This window comes from Acinetobacter terrestris (assembly GCF_004331155.1).
In the GTDB taxonomy this organism is placed as follows: Bacteria; Pseudomonadota; Gammaproteobacteria; order Pseudomonadales; family Moraxellaceae; genus Acinetobacter; species Acinetobacter terrestris.
In genome coordinates, this window is the sequence record NZ_SJNZ01000010.1 from 47,085 (window position 1) to 69,808 (window position 22,724).

Consider the following 22,724-nt stretch of genomic DNA (forward strand, 5'->3'; position numbering starts at 1 on the left):
ACTCCTTTTAAATATTATTCTAATTTAGACTTTACAGTTTTTATGTCTAAGACAACAGCATGAAAATATTGATTAAATTGATGTGACATCCGCACGGTTATTTTGCATTTAAGATTTTTAAAATGCTTGGGTCAGTTTCAACTTTTACCCATGAAATATATAGCAATTAAAGGCACCAGATTAAACAGTAAAATACCAATTTTATAGATCGCCATTCCGCCATAATGAATTGCATCAAAGGTCTCATCTGACAGATTGAACCATTTTCCGTGGACTTGTTTAATCCAGTCACGGGCAAAAATAATGGCCAAAAACCAAATCATTAATATGATGTAATTGATGAGTACGGAGGAAAGTAAAAAACGGCACCAAAAATCGAGATTCATATTGATTCTCTACGCGGTAGCTTGTGATTTCTAAAATAACAGATTTGATATGCTGAAACGAGTGGCTGATTTGTATCTACATTTTGTGGTTGAAATTTTATTTTAAGAATATGATTTTTAATTCATTTTGATGTTTTTATTATTTTTTATTCGGTAGAGAATTTTTGAGGGTGTTAGGGAAAACATAATGTTTAACTTCAACAATTATAGCTTTGTAAGCGATAACCTTATGCCTATAAACTCGTGATCTATAGCGTCCTAAGCCGAATCGAGACCTTCTGGGTAAGTACTACACTCACGTTATACGCAACTGGTAGCAATCTACTCTTTTCGATCCCCGTCACACCCTTGAGATATAATTTACCAAGTTAGGCTCGGGATTATTTCCCTAAGAAAAGCCAATTTAAATATTTTTTGGAAATTATTTTCTTTAAAGTTAATATTTACGGAATATTTAATCAAAAGCGCATAATTTACCGCTTTTTATTGCGTTTTATTGATCTTTTTAGATAATTTTTACTTTCTCGCTTTGCCTTTTTGATGCTAAGCATTTGGCTGCGTCCTACGCTTTATTGCTATGTCTAGTAATAGATGCACATGAGAATCTGAATGTTCCCATATGCACGAAAATAACCATTAAACCTTAAAGAAGGTGTTTTGCACTGCACCGGCAATCCACCACCATGCGCTGATGGCGACCATGCCACACATGATATTGGCCAGTATTTTATTGATTTTGCTGAGCTGGGAATGATAAATTTTCAAATTAATCAGATAAGCCAGTCCGCCCAATCCACCGCCAATCAAGCCGCCAAATAGCACTAGGACAAAAGGCCAGCCTGCAATTAAATGCACATATTTCGGTGTTTTTTCAGTTTCCATTATTTCGCTGGTGTGTTCCATTTTAATTTTCCTTGTGCTTTTTTAAATATATCTCGCCCTTTGCTATGAGCACTAATCCTAAAATAGATGCCCACAACTTGTGAATATTGATCTAGCAATATTTAAGCCATGAAATGTTTGTTCTACTATTTCACATACAGGTGATACACGTTTTTATTGATATAGGCATTTAAGCCGTCGCCATACTGTGCCAGTTGTTTCATGTTCTCGACATGTTGATAGCCGGCACTGGCATAACTGTAGGTATAAATTTTTGATTTTTTCTTGAATTGAACCCGAATAAATTCATTGCCAATTTCATAGTTGGCAACACCAGAGTCGTGATTGAGATCAAGATAATGTTCCAAGTGAGCAGTCCTGAAAACGATGAATTTCTTGTTTTTATATGGGGATAATTTGATTAATTTTCAAACAAACATCGGGTGTAAACGGCGATGTTCAAGTCATAAAAAAGCCCTATTGAGTATAGGGCTTTTGTTTAAAACAGAGGATAACTGTTTTATGTGTGCTGCTTAGGCAATTTTGTTGTTAAATATATTGCCAAGGCATTTGGTACACGGGGGTAAACGGTCTGTACCAATTTCTAAGTAAACGCGATGTCCGCATTGGACACAAAAATAGAAACCTATTCCGGGTTTTTCGCCAGCAGTAACCATCTTTGCTCTCCATGTGTTTTAGAAATGGTAAAGTTAGTATAACCCTACTGTGATGATTGTCTATTGTCCATTTCGCCAATTGATAGTGGCGTTTGGGCGAAGAAAATCGACTGATGAGAGGCAATCTAAAATCATTCCAATAACTTATACTCATATTCAAATGCACTTGAAGGGTTACCCACTACATCAATTTTCTTTTGATTCCGCAGTTTCTTTAATACGCCTTTAATTTTATTAACATCATTTTCACCAGTTAATTGCCGCACAAGTAGGTTTGTAATATATTTATTCGGATTCTGAGTTAAATATTCTATAATTACGGTCTCAATAGAAGCTAATCTTTTATGTTTCATTGTAACCATAAAAGAATTTTCTTTTTCCTCAAAATTAGGTTCAACTAAACCTGCTTTTCTCAACTCATTTTTAACTGTATCTAAGCCTTCACCAATATCATGATTTAATGGCTCCGGCAAATTATGCAACATCCTAACCAAATTAGGATTTCTAGAAAATCGTTCTTCGTATAAGTTATTTACTGTCATATATCCTGGTAGTTTACCAGGGCTTATCACTTCAATACGATCATCATATATTTTAATATGTATGTCATCATTTAAACTATAGTCACGATGTATAACCGCATTGACCAAGATTTCTTTAATTGCTTCTGCTGGATATTTCATTCGACTACCATCATATAGCTTAGCACCGTCTAAATAATCTTTTATTTTTTGGATTGCACCATTAATTAGTACTTCTAAAGAACCATTAATGGTAGCTGGCATTTCTAATAAATGTTCTCTTTTATAATTAGATTCTGTTGTTAACAGTCGATAAACTTTAATTGCGCATCGTGTATCCAAAGTTGCCTGTGGATCTTCATCAAACAAAATGACACATCCAACATTTGGCGCATAGGAATTATCGGACATATTAGAAATGAGACGTTGTTTTTTTAAAAATCTTTCTGGTTCTTGAGTTGTTGATATTCTTTGCATATATTCAGCTAAAACTTTTGAATCTATTATATCTTCTACACTGGCATTAGCTACAGCCTGACGCTCATAGGCCATAATACCTTTTGAATATGCAAGTGAAGTTATACGATCGCCTTTTATCTTATTTTTATTAGCATTAAGTCGAATATAACAATCTCCACTCGATGTATAATGCACTTTGGGACTTTTAGGTACAGATATATATAAAATAAATCCTGTTTCTATTGCTAAAAATTCAATACCAACACCTTCTACTGTAGGGGTGGTCTCTTCTAAAAGTACATTAACTATTGCATTAGCCTCTTCAGGATTACTGAAAGGGTTAATTCTATTACCATTATATTTGAGATCTTCAAGACCTATATATAGCTCTCCCCCATCAGCGTTAGCAAATGCAACAAATGACTCTTGCAACTTAGCGGGCTTTATATTTCTACTTTTTAAATCAAAAAAATGGTCTTCATTTGTTATTAATAGTTTTTGCAAATCTAAATCATCTAATGGTCGTACTTCAAACATCATTATGCTCAATCAAAATAAAAACCCCACTTAACAGTAGGGTCTTTTTACAACAATATCAATAACTTTCGAATATAATCCTCCCCAACCCTCCTTTTCCTAAGGAGGGAGTTCCCCTCTTTCTCAAAGAGGGGCTAGGGGAGATTTTATTTTTCTAAAAAATAAAGTTAAGCCACATTCCCTTCCAAGAAATCCTGTGCAAAGCGTTGTAATACACCACCCGCTTCATACACATGCACTTCTTCTTCCGTATCTAAACGACAAGTGACTGGCACTTCAATCGTTTCGCTCTTACCATCAACCGTTGCACGCTCAACCACCAAAGTCAAAGTCGAACGTGGGGCAATGTTGCCAATCACGCTATACAACTCAGTGCCATCCAAACCTAAGGTTTTACGGTCTGTACCTGCTTTAAACTCAAGCGGTAATACGCCCATACCGACTAAGTTGGTACGGTGAATACGCTCGAAACCTTCAGCTACAATCGCTTCTACACCTGCAAGACGAACGCCTTTCGCAGCCCAGTCACGGCTTGAACCCTGACCATAATCCTTACCTGCAATCACAATCAAAGGCTGTTTACGGTTCATGTAGGTTTCAATCGCTTCCCACATGCGCATCACTTCGCCTTCCGGCTCTACACGCGCTTTCGAACCTTGCTTAATTGTGCCGTCTGAACGGACCACCATTTCATTAAACAGTTTCGGGTTTGCCAAAGTTGCACGCTGTGCAGTCAAGTGGTCACCACGGTGGGTTGCGTAAGAGTTAAAGTCTTCCTCAGGCACGCCCATTTTCGCCAAATACTCACCAGACGCGCTGTCTAATACAATCGCATTCGATGGAGATAAATGATCGGTGGTGATGTTGTCACCCAAAATAGCGAGCGGACGCATATTGCTTAAAGTACGCGGTGCAGCAAGTGCGCCTTCCCAATATGGCGGACGGCGGATATAGGTACTTTGCGGACGCCAGTCATATAGCGGACTTACCGATTTTACTCGCTCGCCCAAATCAAACATTGGAATGTAGATTTTACGGAACTGTTCAGGTTTTACTGACTCTTTCACCAATGCATCAATTTCAGCATCTGATGGCCAGATGTCTTTCAGGTAAATTGGATTACCGTCTTTATCGTTGCCAAGTGAATCTTTTTCGATGTCAAAACGAATTGTACCGGCAATCGCATAAGCAACCACTAATGGCGGAGATGCCAAGAATGCCTGTTTTGCATAAGGATGGATACGGCCATCGAAGTTACGATTCCCTGACAGTACTGCAGTCGCGTACAAGTCACGGTTAATAATTTCTTGCTGAATTTTTGGATCTAGTGCGCCAGACATCCCGTTACAGGTGGTGCAGGCATAAGCCACGATGCCAAAGCCAAGTTTTTCCAAATCCTGCAATACACCTGCTTCTTCAAGGTAAAGTGCTGCGGTTTTAGAACCCGGTGCAAAAGATGATTTCACCCAAGGCTTACGGGTTAAGCCCAGTTCATTGGCCTTACGTGCAAGCAAACCGGCTGCAACGGTATTACGCGGGTTTGAAGTATTGGTACAAGAGGTAATGGCCGCGATAATCACCGCACCATCTGGCATTAAACCATCGGTACGCTGTTCAACCACACCGGCAATGCCTTTTTCTTTCAGGTCAGCCGTTGATACACGCGCATGCGGATTTGACGGCCCTGCAATGTTACGGGTCACAGTCGACAAGTCAAAACGCAGTACACGCGGATATTCCGCCTGCTTCATCTCTGATGCCCACAGACCAATTTCTTTGGCATATTGCTCAACCAGTTTCACCTGATCTGCTTCACGGCCGGTTAAAGTCAGATAATCAATTGTGTTCTGGTCGATGTAGAACATCGCTGCAGTTGCGCCATATTCAGGGGTCATGTTGGAAATCGTGGCACGATCCCCCACCGACATGCTGTCCGCACCTTCACCGAAGAATTCTAAATATGCACCCACGACACGTTCTTTACGCAAGAATTCAGTTAGTGCCAACACGATATCGGTTGCAGTAATGCCGGCTTGACGCTGTCCGACCAGCTCTACACCAATAATATCCGGTAGACGCATCCACGATGCACGGCCGAGCATGACATTCTCAGCTTCCAAGCCACCTACCCCAATCGAGATTACCCCGAGTGAATCGGTATGTGGTGTATGCGAGTCTGTACCCACACAGGTATCTGGATATGCCACGCCACCACGGTTTTGAATCACCGGAGACATTTTCTCCAGGTTGATCTGGTGCATGATGCCGTTACCGGCTGGGATCACATCGACATTTTCAAAGGCTGTTTTGGTCCATTCAATAAAGTGGAAACGGTCTTCATTACGACGGTCTTCAATGGCACGGTTTTTATCAAAAGCCTCAGGATCGGAACCACCGAACTCCACGGCCAATGAATGGTCGACGATGAGCTGTGTTGGCACAACCGGATTCACTTTTGACGGGTCGCCACCCTGGTCGGCAATCGCATCACGTAAGCCTGCCAAGTCTACAAGCGCGGTCTGGCCCAAAATGTCATGGCAGACTACACGTGCCGGATACCAAGGAAAATCGTGATCTTGTTTACGTTCAATCAGTTGTTTTAATGACTGCTCTAAAATGGCTGGATCACAACGGCGCACCAACTGTTCTGCAAGTACTTTGGAGGTATAAGGAAGTTTGACATATGCGCCTGGCTGAATATCTTCTACGGCTTGACGCACGTCAAAATATTCGAGCTGGGTGCCTTGCAGCGGTTTACGGTAGTTGTTGTTCATAGCTTACCTGCCTCTTGAATCATTTTTTCTTTACTACGTAATTGTTGTTGACGGTCACAATCGCTTCGATGGCATTGTACGCTGTGAAAAAGCCATTTCCCAAATCTTATATATTTCATTGACTTAATCTAAAAAACACCACTTTTAGAAATATTTGGTTACACAACCCTTGGAATATTTGCTCTAAATATGCATTTTTGGGAAAAACAGCAGGAAATCAGCCTCATTCTTTAGTATTAGATACGTTTTTTAGGATAAAAAACAACCTGAAGCCGTCCCTTTATTATGTTACTTAAAATTTTCTTATTTATATGCATAGTTTAGTATTTCTAAACTTGTTTTTATAAAATATCGAATGATATTGATAAAATTATTTTGATCCAGCCTTTAGAACTTCATTTTCGGCCTATTTGTCACTCGTCGTATCTTTTAAACCTTCTCTTTTTTAGTGAACTGGTTCTCAATATAGTTAAGAAGCATTAAACAATTAAAAATTTGCTCTTTAAGAAATATTCCAAGTACAAAAAAAAGATAAAGGTGAGATCAAATGTTAAAAATAGCCATTATTGGAGTCATCGCTGCTGTATTAGCACTATTGGTACAGAGTTGGAAAGGTGGCAATAATCCATCTAATCCATCTAATCCTTCACATCCATCTAACCCTTCCAATCCATCCAACCCTTCACATCCGGCGCATCCGCTTCCAACCGCATCGGATACCCTGATTAGCAACCCGCCCTTATTACAAAAAAATACCAAGGGTAAATATGAACTGATTGTGGCCTATAAATCTAACAAGTTATACAACCCCAATACCGGATTATGGGATCAGGTGCTGCTGCGTGGTTATTTAACCAAACCCAGTCTGTTTGATAAAAAGAAAGCCGGTGATTATGTCAATGACCTGCTGGTGGGTCCGCAAATTCGTGTAAAACAAGGTGAAACGCTTGCAATCAACCTCAATAACCAGCTCCCTGTCGAATCGGCAGATACCTGTCCACATCATGTGGAAAATGTTAATGAACCACATTGTTTTAATGCCACCAATCTTCATACGCATGGCTTGTGGGTAAGTCCCCAAGGCAACAGTGATAATGTTTTCCTGAAATTTGCACCTCAAGAAAAATTTGATTATCAGTTCAAGATTGAAAAAAACCATCCGGCAGGAACCTATTGGTATCATGCACATCTGCATGGCTCAACTGCCATTCAGGTGTCCAGTGGTATGGCCGGTCCACTTATTGTTGAAGGCTCCAGAGTGCCGAAAATTAAAAATGGCAAAATCACTGAAACCGGCGATATAGACATTCTTTGGAAAGATAAAGCCAAAAATAGCGATCAGAATGAAAATATCCTGCTGTTCCAGCAAATTCAATACCAATGCACCAATCCTGACAGTTCTTCTAAAGATCCCAAAAATTGTGTCGGCCTTCTGGAAGATTATTCTGGTCTGGGAGCATTCACATCCTGGGGAGACAACAATTACTACACCTCCATCAATGGCAAAATTTTAGGTGAGATGAAGGTAGATCAGAACCAATTTAATCGCTGGCGCATGATTCATGGCGGTATACGGGATACCATTGGCTTGATGATTAAAGAACTGCCGAATTCTAAAAAGTATACTGCTGCACAAACCATTAAGGCCTGTTCAGAATATCAAGCCGCTGATAAAAAGGCACAGTTTGACCAGCTAAAAAGTTTAACCGTGAATACCATTGCTCAAGATGGTTTAACCATGAATCACGTACAAAGCAGAACGCTTTCTGTATTCCAGCCCGGTTATCGTCACGATGCAATGATCGCCTTCCCGACCACCAATAAATACTGTATTTATGACATGCGGTTAAATGTGGATGATCAAATTAATGCACCATTGCCCAACCCACAACCACAAATCGCGCCAACTAATCCTTTAAATGCCCAGCTGATTGGATGGGTCAATGTAAATGCCAGCAAATTGCCGCTAAAAACAGCTGCTGAGTACTTGAAAGATCAGGCGAAAAAAATAGGTTTAAGCAAAGAAATTCAGACTCAATTGTCGCAACTTAATCTTTCTGCATTTACAGATCATGAGTCACTGATGACGCCAGAAATAGATCAGGCTGTTGCTGCAAAACCCAAACAGTTCAATGCCTTTTCGATCAACTTTGCGACAGGTAAATTCGGTATGCGCCATGATGAAAGCGATAGAACAATCATCAGTTATGCAGACCTGTTTGAAGGACCGGGAGCCATTGAGGGTCAATATGTCCGTCAGTTAGCACTGGGGCAAACCGATGAATGGGAAATTACCAGTGACAATGCAACCCATCCTTTCCATATTCATGTCAACCCTTTCCAGATTGTCAAAATTTTAGATCCTAGAGGCAATGATGTCAGTGTGGCAGATAACGACGTGAAAGATGGTCCGGAAGGCGCTGTTGATTCGCAATACCGTGGTTTAAAAGGACTGTTCAAAGATACGATCTTTGTGAAACAGGGCTATCGCATCATTGCCAGAAGCAAGTACAAAAAGTTTGAAGGTGATTTTGTCCAGCACTGTCATATTCTGGACCATGAAGATCAAGGCATGATGCAAACGGTGCGAATCTGCGGGGACAAATATCGTTGTGATTCGTCTTTACCGGCTTCTCATCACTAATTCATTTCTGCTTCATTCCTGCTTCACAACGAACGGCCAGCAATTTATATTGTTGGCTTTTTTATTTGCCTCTATTTAGTGCTTGCTGCACAATAGCTTGATTGATTTGTTGTATTGAAACTGAGGCCAAGCATGACAACGTCTACTGCTTTTACATCCTTCACTTTAAATGGTGTAGATGCGCAAAAATTCCTTCAAGGTCAAGTGACTTTAAATACCGAAGCCTTAGCAGAAAACCTGACTCGCTATACAGCAATCTGTAGTTTAAAAGGTCGTATTCAGTTTGGTTTATGGCTCAAAAAAATCAATCCGGAAAGTTTTGAAATTGTGACGACTCAAGATCAGGCTGAAGAATTTTCCAAACACATTAAAAAATTTGGTGCATTTTCAAAAATAAAACTGGAACAAGTTGGTCCAGTTTTCCCTACGCTCAATGGGGATACTACCGACTTTGCTGCAACTGAAACCGATATTGCAGCATGGCAGCTTCAAGCGATTGAAGCAGGCCAAGCCTGGATTGATGCTAACACTTCACAAGAATTCCAGCCGCAAGAACTTCGCCTGCATCAGCGTGAAGGTGTGCATTACGACAAAGGCTGTTATTTGGGTCAGGAAATTATTGCGCGTCTCTGGTTTAAAGCCAAACCCAAACACTGGCTGCATCTGGTTCAAGGCACAGGTGAAACTCCTGCTGCTGCAAGCAAATTGAGTAATGATGTAGAAGTGGTGAATAGCATTGCTATTGAGGGGGGGTATAAAGCACTGGTTGTTGCAAAACCTGCGGCGATTGCTGAGCTTGGATTACACGTTTTAGACCTACCGGAAGCTTTAAATGGCGATGTAGCACGTCCGCAATAATCTTCAAGTTTAAAATATCATTTTTAAAACATCATTAAAAAGCCTCCAAAATCGGAGGCTTTTTCAATCACAAATTAAAATCGTGAAAAAGTTTGTTCATGTCTTTAATCACATACTCTTTAAAATGAAATGCACGCGCATGTTTTGCATCAATACGTGCAGTCTTACCCTCATATTCAAAGATATAAACGCGGTCTTCTTTGCTCACCAAAAAGTTTTTGCCTAATCTCATCAGCAATGCGTCAAATTTGTCTTCATCCGGAATGCTTTCATCCAGATTAATCTGATCATATGCCCGTTTAATCGCTTTGATGAACATTCATATACTCACAATTTTATTCAGTTGCGATTTAAACAAACATTGAGAAAAAAGCAAAGTGAAGTTGCCTCCTCCAAGCCCTTTTTATGGCACAAAATTTCACTTGAAGTAAAATTTTAACTATAGAAAAACAATTCATGTTAAAACGGAAAGTGCTTAAAGCCGGTTTAAGCGACTCATGATTTATCGAAGCACTGATGAGACAGATATCAACAAAATTTTATTGCAATACACAAATCATGTATTTACATTCACATAATTAAACTTATGATGTTGTATTGAGTCTTCCACATACATTCTTAAACACATAAATGGAATTATGTGATTGTTTATAAAAAGGTTATAAAACTATGAAAAAAATTATACTTGCCAGCATCATTACCTTATCTTCACATCTTGCAATGGCAGAAATGGCAACAAATTCGGTTGATCCTGCATTTGCCAAAATTGAAGCATTGGTCAAAGCCAACGATATGAAGGGTGCATACCAGGAATTGGAAAAATTGGCCAAAGCGGGTAACCCTCAAGCCATTTATAACTTAGGCTATCTGACTCAAACCGGTCAAGGCACAGCCAAAGATGAGAAAAAAGCCATTAAGCTGTATGAAGAGGCCGCAAGCAAAGGTTATCCGGTTGCCAACTATGTATTGGGTAAAAACTACGTTGGCGGAACTTTGGGCCTTAAACAAGACACTAAAAAAGCCAAACAGTATTTGCAGAAAGCATCTGACCAAGGGTTTGCTGATGCTACCGTGGATTTCGCAGTTTTACTTTTTGCTGAAGGCACACCTGCCTCAGATAAACTGGCCTTGCAAAAATTAGATCCTTTAATTAAAAAAGGTAACTATCAAGCGGTTCATGCCAAAGCCTTATATGACATTAGTCAAGGCTTTAAAAATAAAAGTGAAGCGCCAATTAAACAAGGCTTGAAAAGCATTCAGGACTTAGCGCAAAAAGGCTACATTCCTGCTCTTATGGCAGTGGCAAATATGTTTGCAAATGGCAATATTGTTCCGCAAAACCTGCCTGAAGCGAAGAAAATTTTCTCTGCCCTAGCCAAAGAAAATATACCGCAAGCCAAGGAGTCTTTAGCAGCCGTGGATAAAATGATTGCTGAACAAGCAAAAAATCCAGCAAAAGCTGCCAAGAAAAGTTAAATTTTTTCCGATAAAAAAAGCCCCTGACTATGGGGCTTTTCTATGACTGGAAGAATCTGTTACCACCACATGGCTATCAGACCGCTCAGCAGCATAAAGCCCAATATCGTGCTTAACATTAAAGCGCTGAGTGCTTTATCACTGAGTCCATAGTGCTGTCCCATAATTCCAAAAACAATCGGCATGGGTAGTGCTGCAAGCAATGTCCCGGCATAAAGCATTTCTTGACTGACATTTGGCAAAATACTCAATAACGCAAAGATGGTCAGCGGCATCAGGATTATTTTAATTCCCACCAGAATTACGCTTTGCAGATCGACAGCTTTTAAGCTCATGCCAACCAGGCTTCCACCAATCACAAATAAGGCAATCGGAGATGCGGTTTTACCCAACATCTCCAAAGCCTGAACCAGATAAGAGGGAAGATGAATATTCAAGACCACGCACAACATGCCAAATATAATCGACAGAATGACCGGATTTTTAATCACATTGTGCAAGGTCTGCTTAAGCACCTGCGAGGTTGCCCGTTGTTGATGTATCCCTGCTTCAGCAATAATCAGCGTCAACGCTACAATCAATAAATTTTCAATAATCAGGGTCAGAGAAAGATAAATTGCTGCATGCTGCCCAATCAGCATTGTCAGGATTGCTGTGCCAATAAAACCGGTATTGGACATGGAGGCACCCATGGACAACACTCCAGCTTCGGTTAGACCACAGTGGAAAAATTTGCGGTACAACAAAAAGGCAAACGCAAAAATAATCAGTGAACCGCCGCCATATGCGATAAAATAACTGGAATTCCAGATTTCATCAAAACGCTTACTGGCTAAGGCTTGCAGCAAAAATGCAGGTAAAGAGATTTTAAAAACAAATTGACTTAAGCCTTTTATATGCTCGGCTAAAATAAAGTCGAATTTTACGCAGATAAATCCCAATAGAAGCAGCAGGCAGATCGGTAAAATCACACTTAAAACCACAACTGCTCCTTACGGCTCTTTATTGTTAGGCAAGATTAATTCTGCTCAATCACTGCATTTTTACATTTAAATTTTATTTCTAAAAGGGTTCAAACAGAGATTTCACACCATGCGGCTGACAGCGCAAATACTGGGGTGCAATTTTTATATGCGCACCCAAGGTCGCTGCTGCATGCCAAGGCCAACGTGGCTCATAAAGCATGGCACGAGCCAGAGCAATCGCATCGGCTTGCTCGGATTGTAAAATACTTTCAGCTTGCTCGGCTTCTGTGATCAGTCCCACTGCAATCACTGGAATCTGAACCACTTTCTTTATGGCTTCAGCAAAAGGCACCTGATAGTTGGCCCCAATTTTAATCTCTTGCTTGGCATACAGACCGCCACTTGAAACATGAATATACACAGCACCCAACTGCTCTAAAGCTTTTGATAAACCGACCGAAGATTCAACATCCCAACTGTATTCTCCATCCATCCAGTCAGTCGCGGAAATACGCACCCCAATTGGATAATCATGCGGTACCACATTTTTGATTGCCTGAAAAACCTCAAGCGTTAGACGAATACGATTTTCAAAACTGCCGCCATATTCATCAGTACGCTTGTTCGACAATGGCGACATAAATTGATGCAACAGATAACCATGGGCTGCATGCACTTCAATCAAATCAAATCCGGCATCTACAGCACGCACGGCAGCATCGGCAAAGTCCTGAATCACTTTCTGGATTTCATCTTTACTCAGCGCATGCGGTGGGTGATCGGTTGGGTTAAATGGCAAATCACTGGCTGAAACGGTTTGCCAGCCATGGGTTTCATCTGGCTTAAATTGACCTTTTCCATCCCAGGGTTTATCGGTAGAGGCTTTGCGGCCCGCATGCGCCAATTGAATACCAAAAGGCATAGGAGATAAAGATTTCACTTTAGCCAACAGCGCTTTCATTTGGGCACGTTGCAAGTCATTCCACAATCCCAAATCTGCATAACTGATCCGTCCTTCAGGCTGAACGGCAGTCGCTTCAATAATGCATAAACCCGCACCAGATAATGCATAATTTGCCCATTGCTGTTCATGCCAATAGGTCACTTCGCCCTGTTCAGTTGCCGAATACTGACACATCGGTGCAACCACAATTTTATTTTCAAGTTTTAAAGAGCCAAATTGAATGGATTCAAATAATAAAGACACACTTATTCTCCTTAAAATGCTTTAGTTAGGCTTAAACCTGCGCTCCAGTTCAAGCCATCTGCGGGTTCAAAGAAACGGCCATTCCCATCATTAACAATGACAGAGCCTACATACTCTTCATCAAATAAATTATCAACACGTGCAAAAGTACGCACTTTCCAGTCTGCATTTTTCCAGACATAACCGATATTGGCACTGGTAAGGGTATAGCTTGGCGCAGCATCTGAATTGATGTCGTCTACATATAATTTGTCGATATAGCGAACATCCAGTCCTGCATTAAAGCCAGTTTCAGGTTGCCAAGCCAAAGCGACAAAAGCCTGATTTTTAGCGACACCCGGAATGTAATTTCCTTTCGCCACAACCTTTGCAGGATCGGTATTGGAAATGTCTGCATCAAAAGTTGCATCGATAAAGCTATAACTGGCTTGAGCAGTCAAATCACGCCAAATATTTCTGTTCCACGATAGCTCTATGCCTTCACGTAAAGTTTTATCAGCATTTCTAAAAGTGGCGCGACCATTATCATTTCCTGCTGAAACAATATCATCTTGGGTTTTACTTTGAAAAATTGCTGCAGTGAAATTACCTAATTTATTTTGAGCTTTTAAACCCATTTCGTAGTTATCACTAGTTGCAGGTTGCAATTCAAAATTATTATTTTCTGTGTCACCGGCAGGCGAATAAGACATTTCAGTAAAAGTTGGGGTTTCAAAACCTTTTGCATAACTTGCATAAGCAGTTAAATTATCCTTTACTTTCCATGAAAGCGCTGCGGATGGTAGCACCTTATCGTAATCTGTCTTACCACTATTATTTAGATTTTGGCCTACAATGTAATGATCTTTAGATTTGTAATGTACATTGCTGTAACGTAAGCCAGTATCTAATGTCCAATTGGGTAAAAAGTCCCAAGATGCTTGCAGGTAAGGATCTAAATTCCAAAGCGTATTATTTTCATCACGACGTAAATCGCCTTTTACACCCTTTTCTGCAGTAGTAAAATTATTATAACCTTGTCGATCTTCATCCATCGTATCAAAAGCCAGACCTGCAGAAAATCTAGTATTTGGTACTAGTTCCTTACCTGTCCAACGTAAATCTAATCCATAAAAGTTACGATCAAAATCAATTACCCCGCCTGCTTGATAAGGCTTAACTGTTTCAGTTATAGGATCTTTGATTTGTGAAGTATCCGGAGTAGATTGGTATTGGGTTACTGAACGCTGTCCGGCATAAGCCATTATATAGACTTCATGCTGATCATTGATCGGCTTAGACCAAGTCAAGCCCGTTTGGGTTTGTTGAATTTCTTTACGAGCATTATATTTTGTAACGTTCGCTACCACTTGTTTAGGATTACTTTTCCAGTCCTCTCGTCTTAAGCCACCTGGATCATCGGCATTAATATCAACATGGTTCACAATCCAGTTCACTTTAGAACCATCATCCAGGTCCCAAGTCAGTTTGGCATTGCTTAACACTTTTTTGGCAGCGCTATGCTCACGATAGCCATCGGTATCAAAATAAGAAGAGCTTACGACATAACTCGGTTCATTGGCTTGATCTGCCCCGCCCTGCAAGACAATATCGGCACGACCTTTGTTATGACTACCGGCAGAGTAGCCTAACTGGATAGAGTCACGACCTTCGCCTTGTTTAGTGGTGGTTAAAATCGTCCCGCCAGAAGAGTTACCATAAAGTGATGAAAATGGTCCACCCAATACTTCAATATGATCCAGACTTCCTAGATCAATATTTGAGGTTTGCCCCTGACCATCAGGCATGGTGGCTGGAATGCCATCGACATATAAGCGGATGCCACGTACCCCAAAAGTTGAACGTGCGCCAAAGCCACGCATCGAGATTTGTAAATCCTGCGCATAATTTTCACGGTTATTCAGTTGTAAGCCGGGAACCCCTTTTAAGGTTTCAGATAAATTAACACCCAGATTATTTTCATTGTTATTTTGATCAATTCGATACACGGAAGCCGGTGTTTGCAACCAGTCTGTATCTGTGCGTGTCGCTTCTATTTTTAAGGTGGGCAACAAAACAGGTTCCGTAGAACCTGTTTCAGCATAGAGGTTTTGGCAGATGCATGCCGTCAGGCAAAGTAAAGTCATATTGATAGGAATCAGGTGATATCTACCTTGCATGGGCAGCTCTCTATGTCATATTAAAATACTACTTTAGAGCTTAAACCAAGAACCAAGGCATCGTCTACGTTATTTGTAGCGCCTGGGTTAATAACATATTGAATATTTGGACGAAGCATTAACCATTTGGTTGGATAATAGCTGTAGTTCAATTCAACATTGTATTCAGCACTGGCATTAAATGCAGGATTAGTCACATGGTCATTGATGTGTACACGGTTTACACCCAGACCTAAAATGTCATTCGGTTGAGAATCAAATAGACCAATATATTTCACACCAATTTGTTGTGAATTGTCCACTTTGGTGGTGGTACGGTCATGCCAGGTAAAGTTGGCAAAGCTATGCAAGCCTTGACGACCGGCACCCGTCGATGTCAATTGTTGTTCTACTGCCAACCAGCCACCATAGGTACGATCTTCAGCGACTGCACCTTTTGCATAAGCAATGTCGTATTGGTTTTTAGCGTCATCTGCAGTGTTGTATATTCCACCTACACGGTAGCTACCCGGCAAACCATTCACAAATGATTTAGGTTGCCATACCACTTCAACTGGAATGGTTACCCCATCCGCATTATCAGTATCCAAATTCCAGCCATGACGCTCTAAAGCATTTTCAGGGTTGTATTCATAGACACCCACTTGAGTAAACACTTCAGGCGTCACCTGATATTTCACACGCCCCCCCCATTGTGCAACAGGTGTGTTCATCCAAATCAGACCTTGCCATTTCCCCATTTGCGCAGCACAAAATGCTGTGCTTTGGAAATCACACGCCATCACGTTAAAGTCCATACCCAGACCTAAACGACCGACCTTGACACTGATGCCTTGCGCTTTAAAATTCTTTTCAATCGACAATTCGCTTAAACGTGTTTTTTGATTACCACGGCCAAAGTTTGCTTGAACATTGGCAAGTTGCGGCACCTCACCTTGTAAATCATCGACGGTTGTACTTTGCCCTTGACGCGCACTTAGCGCAGCACGAATCGTCACCCCATCCCAGCCTGCAAGTTTTTCCATATTAAAGGTTGAGCCTAACCATAATTGGCTCGCCACAGTCGGATCATTGCCGTCATCACGGCCACCATCAGCTAAATAGGCAGCATCAGCAGCAATATTGGCATCAAATTTCACACCTTGAGCAGCAAGTTCAGTACGTTTACCGTTCCAGTCCCCTAACAAATACTGACCATTTGGGACAAATGCTTCAGCGGCTTGAGTTTGGGTCATGGCAACCATCATCAAAGTTGGTAATAAAGCGAGACTAAATTTTTTCATACGAGAGATCACAGCAACGTTCGAGAGAATACAATTCAAATAAATTGTATATATTGTGTGAAAATTACATAATTTTTAAATATTAATCTCATCATTATTTTTATTATAGAGAAAACAAAAAGTTATACATAATGTAAAACAAATAACCAATAGTTTAATTAAACTTAAATATATTAATATTTTTCAATAAATTATGTAGAGAATTAAATTTAAAAAATTATTATGTTTATTAAAAAAGCATTTAAAATAAAACTTAACAGGACATTTTTAATCAATTTAAAAATGATCATTCTAGGGGAAAAGCATAAATTTTACTGACTGAACTCTACTTTAAAATAAAAACTTGCATTCATTCACTGGCAACCCGATATTAGCATTATCTACTCATACTAGAATCCAGCATGCCCGAATTACCAGAAGTTGAAACCACCAAAACCAGTTTATTGCCTTTAATTGACCAAAAAGTCATTTCTGTTCAAGTCCGTGAATCACGTTTACGCTGGCCTATTCCTGATGATATTCAGAAATTGAAGGGACAAAAATTACTAAAACTCACCCGACGTTCTAAATATATTCTGGCGGAGTTCGAACACGACAGCATGCTATGGCATTTAGGCATGTCGGGCAGTTTCCGTCTTTGTGATGCAAATACAGAATTGCGTAAGCATGATCATGTGATTATTCAGTTTGAAGATGTAGAACTGCGTTATCACGATCCGCGTCGTTTCGGCTGTATTTTATGGTTAGATCCCAACTCACAAAGCAAGTTGATTGATACTTTAGGTCCAGAACCTTTAAGTGATGCCTTTAATGCAGAATATTTAGCGGAAAAATTTAAAAAGAAAAATGTCGGCGCTAAAGTAGCGATTATGGACAATCATATTGTGGTCGGTGTGGGAAATATTTATGCCACTGAAAGCCTGTTTAACTTAGGCATCCATCCTGCTCAGCCCGCATCCAGTTTAAGCCGTGTTCAAATTGAAAAATTAGTGATCGAAGTTAAACGGATTTTAAAACAAGCCATTGATTTAGGAGGCTCTACCCTGCGTGACTATACCAATGCAATGGGTGAAAATGGCTATTTCCAGCAAACCCTGTTGGCTTACGGTCGCGCTGGCGAAATGTGCATAAACTGTGAAACGACTCTGGAAAATTTAAAGCTTGGACAACGCGCCAGTGTATTTTGTCCGCAGTGTCAGCCTTTAAAAAAAGTTAAAATAGCGACCAAGACTCCATCTAAAGGGAATAAAGCATGAAATCTGCCATCGTTCGTCATATTTTAGTGAAAGATAAAGAAATGGCTGAACAGCTAAAAAAGAAAATTAAAGCCGGTGCAGATTTTGCCAAACTCGCCAAACAGCATTCGACTTGTCCGTCGGGCAAAAAAGGTGGGGAACTGGGAGAGATAAAAAAAGGTCAGTTGGTTGGTCCAATTGATAAAGCTGTATTTACCTTGCCAGAGCGTGAATTACACGGCCCAATCAAAAGTCAGTTTGGCTGGCATTTGCTCGAAATTAAGTTTCGGATGGATTAAGCCTAATATTTTAAATTCTCTCTCTTTTTAGGAAGCGAGGAAAAATATTTCTCAAGGAAAAATATCTATTCGTGACCCCTCACCCCTTGCGCAGCAGTGCTACTCATCTCCCATAGGGAGAGGGAGTTTTCGTTATAAAATAACTTATCTGTGTTTTATAAATGGATGTTCCCTCTCCTCTTAGGAGAGGGTTAGGGAGAGGTAAATCACAAATAAAAACGGCATCTCAAGATGCCGTTTTTTATATAAATAAAATTAAAGTGGTGGACGTTTTTTCAACTCATCACGAATTTCACGAAGTAATTCAATATCGGCTGGAGTTGTTGGAGTTTCCTCTACTGGTCCTTCCTGTTTACGTAAACGGTTCATGAGTTTAACCAACAAGAACACGACCCACGCCAAGATCAAGAAGTTAATTAAAATCGTTAAAAAGTTACCGTAAGTCATTACGTTAACACCCGCCTTAGTTAAGGCATCTAAAGATTGTAAATTATCGGGGTTAGCGCCTAATACAAAGAATTTTTGCGTGAAATCAACACCACCACCGGTAATAATTGTGATTAAAGGCATAATAATGTCTTTAACCAATGAATCAATGATTTTACTGAAAGCGCCACCAATGATGACACCAATCGCTAAATCCATCATATTGCCTTTAATGGCGAATTCTTTAAATTCTTGAACAATACTCATATCTTTCTCCAGTTTATCTTTAAAGCTATTTCTTTATTAATTAAAATATTTTGCGAACTGTATCACATTGTAGTGCACTGATAACAGCGCATAATTCCCTGTAATTTACTCGGAATTATTTATTTTGAATATATGGAATTGCCAATTACAAACAAAAAAAATGCTACCCATAAATGGATAGCATTTTTCATAACATCACTCTAAATGAGCAAAATTATTTTAAATCTTATTTACCACGGTTACGTTTACGTTCGCCTTCAGTCAACCAACGTTTACGAATACGGATTGATTTAGGGGTTACTTCAACTAGTTCATCATCTTCAATGAATTCAAGCGCTTGTTCAAGCGTGTATTCAATTGCAGGTACTAAAGTTAACGCTTCATCTGTACCAGATGCACGTACGTTAGTTAACTGTTTCGCTTTAGTTGGGTTCACAGCCATGTCGTCAGAACGTGAGTTAATACCTACGATCATACCTTCATAAACTTCTAACTGAGGACGTGCAAATAGACGACCACGGTCTTGCAGTGTGAACAATGCATAGCCAAGACACACGCCTTGAACCATAGAAACTAGCACACCGTTTTGACGTTTCGCAACAGTACCCGGTTTAGCAGGACCATAATGCGAGAAGCTTGAAGTCATGATCCCTGTACCAGAAGTCATGGTTAGGTATTCCGAACGGAAACCAATCAAGCCACGTGAAGGAACAGTTGCTTCAATACGGATACGGCCTTTACCGTCTACTTCCATATTGGTCATTTCGCCTTTACGGAAGCCCATTTGTTCCATAACGAAACCTTGGTGCTGTTCTTCAACGTCAAAAGTTACGTTTTCAAACGGTTCTTGCATTTGACCATCAACTTCTTTCATGATCACTTGCGGACGTGATACGCCCATTTCGAAGCCTTCGCGACGCATGTTTTCAATCAGAACTGAAAGGTGAAGTTCACCACGGCCAGATACTTTGAAACGGTCTGGAGAATCAGTATCTTCAACACGTAATGCCACGTTGTGGATCAATTCACGATCAAGACGCTCACGGATATTACGTGAAGTTACAAATTTACCTTCTTTACCAGCAAACGGTGAGTTGTTTACTTGGAAAGTCATGGTCACTGTAGGTTCATCTACAGAAAGTGGAGGAAGTGCTTCAACAGCTTTCGGATCACAAATTGTGTCAGAAATGTTTAATGCATCGATACCTGTTACACAAACGATGTCACCTGCATTTGCTTCTTCGATATCTACACGGTCAAGACCATGGTAGCCCATGATTTTTAGGATACGACCGTTACGAGTCTTACCTTCTTTATCAATCACAGTGACTTGTGTGTTCAATTTTACTGAACCACGTTGAATACGGCCAATACCGATTACACCTACGAAACTGTTGTAGTCAAGAGATGAAACCTGCATTTGGAATGGACCGTCAACGTCAACTGCTGGCGGCTCAACGATGTCTACGATTGTTTGGAACAATGGAGTCATGTCGTCAGCAAGTTCTTCTGGAGAAGGACCAGCAACACCACGTAGACCTGAAGCATAAACGATTGGGAAATCTAACTGTTCGTCAGAAGCACCCAAGTTATCGAACAAGTCAAATACTTGATCAATTACCCAGTCTGGACGCGCGCTTGGTTTATCAACTTTGTTGATAATTACGATTGGTTTCAAACCACGTGCGAACGCTTTTTGCGTTACGAAACGAGTTTGTGGCATTGGACCTTCTTGTGAGTCTACAAGAAGCAATACACAGTCAACCATAGACATTACACGTTCAACTTCACCACCGAAGTCAGCATGTCCCGGGGTGTCCACAATGTTAATGCGGTATTCTGTGTTTGTACGAGCATCGGTCCATTTAATTGCAGTGTTTTTTGCAAGAATGGTAATACCACGTTCAGACTCGATAGCGCCCGAATCCATCACACGTTCGATCTCGCCCGCGCGATCGCCAAGAGCACCTGATTGCTGTAAAAGTTTGTCTACAAGAGTCGTTTTACCATGATCGACGTGCGCAATAATGGCAATGTTACGGAGAGTTTTAATATCTGACATGTATAATTCGATACGCTTTAAATTTGAGGGCAAATTATACAGAAAAATACAAAGTTTTAGTAGTGACAGTTTATTGACAGTTACAAGTTTTTTTGACAAATCACACTTTTTTTCATTTGTAATGTCCTGTAACTCGATTAGAATAACGACAAATTGCTGCTGTACCTGTCTTACATGTCTGATTTGAATAACTCTCCCGAGCAACAAGATCGCCTTGATTTGGTCTATGGATTAAACGATCGTCCTAAACCTTTCATCGCTTTTTTAGCTGCACTGCAACATTTACTTGCAATTATTGTCCCAATTGTCACGCCCGGTTTGCTGATTTGCTTAGCCTTGGGTGTGTCAAAAGAAGACACTAACATGATTCTTTCGATGTCATTGGTGATCTCGGGTATTGCAACCTTTCTACAATGTAAAAAAGTTGGTCCTTTTGGCGCAGGCTTATTAATTGTTCAAGGCACCAGCTTTAACTTTATTGGTCCAATTATCGGTATTGGTTCAGCGATGGTCGCTGCGGGCACCCCGGTTGAAGCCGTGATGGCTTCTATTTTTGGTGTGGTGATTGCCGGTTCATTTATTGAAATGACCGTGTCCCGCATTTTACCGTGGGTGAAAAAGCTGATTACGCCACTTGTTACCGGTATTGTTGTCCTGCTGATTGGTTTGACCTTAATTAAGGAAGGTTTAATCAGTATGGGTGGTGGCTATCAGGCGATGAGCGATAAGACCTTTGCCAACGCAGATAACCTGATCATGTCATGTACCGTACTTGCGATCATTGTTATTTTGAATCGTATCCGTATTACCTGGGTAAAAAGCTCCGCGATTCTGATTGCCTTAATTATTGGCTATACGCTTGCCGGTTTCATGGGACACCTGGATTTTTCCGGCTTGAAAGATGCCCCGATTGTTCAGATTCCAACCCCAATGCACTTTGGTTTAAGCTTCTCCTGGAGCTTGTTTATTCCGATGGCATTTATTTACCTGGTGACATCACTGGAAGCAATTGGTGACATCACCGCAACTTCCAAGATTTCAAACCAACCAGTAGATGGTCCAAAATGGATGGAACGCATTAAAGGTGGTGTACTGGTAAATGGTGCAAATTCTTTCTTGGCGGGTATTTTCAACACTTTCCCTAGTTCTGTATTTGCACAAAATAATGGTGTCATTCAACTGACTGGTGTTGCCAGCCGTTATGTGGGCATCTGGATTGCAGCATTATTGGTGATTCTTGGCTTGCTTCCTGCAGTTGCAGGTGTCATTCAAGCTGTACCGCAAGCCGTGCTTGGTGGTGCCGTTATGGTGATGTTCGGTGCTGTTGCAGCATCTGGTATTAACATTCTTTCAGGGGTGCAGCTTGACCGTCGTGCATTATTGATTATTGCAATCTCGCTTGCCCTTGGTTTAGGGGTTGCACAAGTGCCACAAATTCTGGAACATCTCCCTGAATTATTCCGTAACATCTTCAGTTCTGGTGTTGCGACAGGCGGTATTGCAGCATTGTTATTAAATATTATTCTTCCTGAATCGAAGAAATAATTTCATTTCAGCATCAACTCTGCCCAGCATTGTCTGGGCAGAGTTTTTCAATGGCGAGATAA

The 22,724-nt window shown here is 40.5% G+C and carries 19 protein-coding genes; 6 read left to right on the plus strand and 13 right to left on the minus strand.

Annotated features, from left to right (window positions below):
- Positions 1-137: 137 nt before the first annotated feature.
- From E0H81_RS07345 to acnD, 6 genes are all read right to left on the minus strand, one after another.
- Positions 138-386, minus strand: a complete 249-nt coding sequence (locus tag E0H81_RS07345) for a DUF6868 family protein (protein WP_131317798.1) — start codon at positions 384-386, stop codon at positions 138-140.
- 636 nt (positions 387-1,022) lie between these two features.
- Positions 1,023-1,289 carry a hypothetical protein gene (locus tag E0H81_RS07350; protein WP_131317800.1) on the minus strand — a complete coding sequence of 89 codons (267 nt, stop codon included), beginning with the start codon at positions 1,287-1,289 and terminating at the stop codon, positions 1,023-1,025.
- Positions 1,290-1,414: 125 nt separating this feature from the next.
- Positions 1,415-1,636 carry a hypothetical protein gene (locus tag E0H81_RS07355; protein WP_067865056.1) on the minus strand — a complete coding sequence of 74 codons (222 nt, stop codon included), beginning with the start codon at positions 1,634-1,636 and terminating at the stop codon, positions 1,415-1,417.
- 165 nt (positions 1,637-1,801) lie between these two features.
- Complete coding sequence (locus E0H81_RS07360; RefSeq protein WP_131317802.1) at positions 1,802-1,945, minus strand: zinc ribbon-containing protein; 144 nt, start codon at positions 1,943-1,945, stop codon at positions 1,802-1,804.
- A 131-nt stretch (positions 1,946-2,076) separates the two neighbouring features.
- Positions 2,077-3,462, minus strand: a complete 1,386-nt coding sequence (locus tag E0H81_RS07365; protein WP_131317804.1) for an ATP-binding protein — start codon at positions 3,460-3,462, stop codon at positions 2,077-2,079.
- Positions 3,463-3,629: 167 nt separating this feature from the next.
- Positions 3,630-6,236, minus strand: a complete 2,607-nt coding sequence (gene acnD / locus E0H81_RS07370) for a Fe/S-dependent 2-methylisocitrate dehydratase AcnD (RefSeq protein ID WP_131317806.1) — start codon at positions 6,234-6,236, stop codon at positions 3,630-3,632.
- Between the two features lie 547 nt (positions 6,237-6,783).
- On the opposite strand from acnD, the gene E0H81_RS07375 reads away from it, so the two are divergent.
- The gene (locus E0H81_RS07375; protein ID WP_131317808.1) at positions 6,784-8,880 is read left to right on the plus strand and encodes a multicopper oxidase family protein; all 2,097 of its coding nucleotides are present in this window, start codon (positions 6,784-6,786) and stop codon (positions 8,878-8,880) included.
- A 132-nt stretch (positions 8,881-9,012) separates the two neighbouring features.
- Positions 9,013-9,738 (plus strand): CAF17-like 4Fe-4S cluster assembly/insertion protein YgfZ, encoded by a 726-nt coding sequence (gene ygfZ, locus E0H81_RS07380; RefSeq protein WP_131317810.1) that lies wholly within the window; start codon positions 9,013-9,015, stop codon positions 9,736-9,738.
- A gap of 67 nt (positions 9,739-9,805) precedes the next feature.
- Here the strand turns inward: ygfZ and E0H81_RS07385 are convergent, their stop codons facing one another.
- A complete protein-coding gene (locus E0H81_RS07385; protein WP_131317812.1) occupies positions 9,806-10,057 on the minus strand; it encodes a hypothetical protein in 252 nt (83 codons plus the stop codon).
- Positions 10,058-10,407: 350 nt separating this feature from the next.
- On the opposite strand from E0H81_RS07385, the gene E0H81_RS07390 reads away from it, so the two are divergent.
- Positions 10,408-11,214 carry a tetratricopeptide repeat protein gene (locus tag E0H81_RS07390; RefSeq protein WP_131317814.1) on the plus strand — a complete coding sequence of 269 codons (807 nt, stop codon included), beginning with the start codon at positions 10,408-10,410 and terminating at the stop codon, positions 11,212-11,214.
- Positions 11,215-11,273: 59 nt separating this feature from the next.
- On the opposite strand, the gene E0H81_RS07395 is transcribed toward E0H81_RS07390, so the two are convergent.
- The 4 genes from E0H81_RS07395 to E0H81_RS07410 form a co-directional block, all read right to left on the minus strand.
- Positions 11,274-12,197: an AEC family transporter gene (locus E0H81_RS07395; RefSeq protein WP_131317816.1), complete on the minus strand. Its 924-nt coding sequence runs from the start codon at positions 12,195-12,197 to the stop codon at positions 11,274-11,276.
- Positions 12,198-12,276: 79 nt separating this feature from the next.
- The gene (locus E0H81_RS07400; RefSeq protein ID WP_131317817.1) at positions 12,277-13,386 is read right to left on the minus strand and encodes an NADH:flavin oxidoreductase/NADH oxidase; all 1,110 of its coding nucleotides are present in this window, start codon (positions 13,384-13,386) and stop codon (positions 12,277-12,279) included.
- Between the two features lie 11 nt (positions 13,387-13,397).
- Complete coding sequence (locus tag E0H81_RS07405; RefSeq protein WP_131317819.1) at positions 13,398-15,545, minus strand: TonB-dependent receptor; 2,148 nt, start codon at positions 15,543-15,545, stop codon at positions 13,398-13,400.
- 20 nt (positions 15,546-15,565) lie between these two features.
- The gene (locus E0H81_RS07410; protein ID WP_131317821.1) at positions 15,566-16,828 is read right to left on the minus strand and encodes a carbohydrate porin; all 1,263 of its coding nucleotides are present in this window, start codon (positions 16,826-16,828) and stop codon (positions 15,566-15,568) included.
- 401 nt (positions 16,829-17,229) lie between these two features.
- Between E0H81_RS07410 and mutM the strand changes: the two genes are divergently transcribed.
- Together mutM and E0H81_RS07420 are read left to right on the plus strand one after the other, a co-directional pair.
- A complete protein-coding gene (gene mutM, locus E0H81_RS07415; RefSeq protein WP_131317823.1) occupies positions 17,230-18,084 on the plus strand; it encodes a bifunctional DNA-formamidopyrimidine glycosylase/DNA-(apurinic or apyrimidinic site) lyase in 855 nt (284 codons plus the stop codon).
- Positions 18,081-18,362: a peptidylprolyl isomerase gene (locus E0H81_RS07420; protein ID WP_131317825.1), complete on the plus strand. Its 282-nt coding sequence runs from the start codon at positions 18,081-18,083 to the stop codon at positions 18,360-18,362. Before mutM ends, E0H81_RS07420 begins: the two co-directional genes overlap by 4 nt.
- A 255-nt stretch (positions 18,363-18,617) precedes the next feature.
- On the opposite strand, the gene mscL is transcribed toward E0H81_RS07420, so the two are convergent.
- Together mscL and typA are read right to left on the minus strand one after the other, a co-directional pair.
- A complete protein-coding gene (gene mscL / locus E0H81_RS07425; RefSeq protein ID WP_131269307.1) occupies positions 18,618-19,055 on the minus strand; it encodes a large conductance mechanosensitive channel protein MscL in 438 nt (145 codons plus the stop codon).
- A 226-nt stretch (positions 19,056-19,281) separates the two neighbouring features.
- A complete protein-coding gene (gene typA / locus E0H81_RS07430; RefSeq protein ID WP_131317827.1) occupies positions 19,282-21,117 on the minus strand; it encodes a translational GTPase TypA in 1,836 nt (611 codons plus the stop codon).
- A gap of 174 nt (positions 21,118-21,291) precedes the next feature.
- Here typA and E0H81_RS07435 point away from each other — a divergent pair, with 174 nt between their 5' ends.
- Positions 21,292-22,662: a uracil-xanthine permease family protein gene (locus E0H81_RS07435; protein ID WP_131317829.1), complete on the plus strand. Its 1,371-nt coding sequence runs from the start codon at positions 21,292-21,294 to the stop codon at positions 22,660-22,662.
- Positions 22,663-22,724 lie beyond the last annotated feature (62 nt).

Bases quoted from the DNA above. Each gene is read 5' to 3' on its own strand.
- E0H81_RS07345 (WP_131317798.1), bottom strand. From the start codon at position 386: ATGAATCTCGATTTTTGGTGCCGTTTTTTACTTTCCTCCGTACTCATC.
- E0H81_RS07350 (WP_131317800.1), bottom strand. From the start codon at position 1,289: ATGGAACACACCAGCGAAATAATGGAAACTGAAAAAACACCGAAATAT.
- E0H81_RS07360 (WP_131317802.1), bottom strand. From the start codon at position 1,945: ATGGTTACTGCTGGCGAAAAACCCGGAATAGGTTTCTATTTTTGTGTC.
- E0H81_RS07365 (WP_131317804.1), bottom strand. From the start codon at position 3,462: ATGTTTGAAGTACGACCATTAGATGATTTAGATTTGCAAAAACTATTA.
- acnD (WP_131317806.1), bottom strand. From the start codon at position 6,236: ATGAACAACAACTACCGTAAACCGCTGCAAGGCACCCAGCTCGAATAT.
- E0H81_RS07375 (WP_131317808.1), top strand. From the start codon at position 6,784: ATGTTAAAAATAGCCATTATTGGAGTCATCGCTGCTGTATTAGCACTA.
- ygfZ (WP_131317810.1), top strand. From the start codon at position 9,013: ATGACAACGTCTACTGCTTTTACATCCTTCACTTTAAATGGTGTAGAT.
- E0H81_RS07385 (WP_131317812.1), bottom strand. From the start codon at position 10,057: ATGTTCATCAAAGCGATTAAACGGGCATATGATCAGATTAATCTGGAT.
- E0H81_RS07390 (WP_131317814.1), top strand. From the start codon at position 10,408: ATGAAAAAAATTATACTTGCCAGCATCATTACCTTATCTTCACATCTT.
- E0H81_RS07405 (WP_131317819.1), bottom strand. From the start codon at position 15,545: ATGCAAGGTAGATATCACCTGATTCCTATCAATATGACTTTACTTTGC.
- E0H81_RS07410 (WP_131317821.1), bottom strand. From the start codon at position 16,828: ATGAAAAAATTTAGTCTCGCTTTATTACCAACTTTGATGATGGTTGCC.
- mutM (WP_131317823.1), top strand. From the start codon at position 17,230: ATGCCCGAATTACCAGAAGTTGAAACCACCAAAACCAGTTTATTGCCT.
- E0H81_RS07420 (WP_131317825.1), top strand. From the start codon at position 18,081: ATGAAATCTGCCATCGTTCGTCATATTTTAGTGAAAGATAAAGAAATG.
- mscL (WP_131269307.1), bottom strand. From the start codon at position 19,055: ATGAGTATTGTTCAAGAATTTAAAGAATTCGCCATTAAAGGCAATATG.
- typA (WP_131317827.1), bottom strand. From the start codon at position 21,117: ATGTCAGATATTAAAACTCTCCGTAACATTGCCATTATTGCGCACGTC.
- E0H81_RS07435 (WP_131317829.1), top strand. From the start codon at position 21,292: ATGTCTGATTTGAATAACTCTCCCGAGCAACAAGATCGCCTTGATTTG.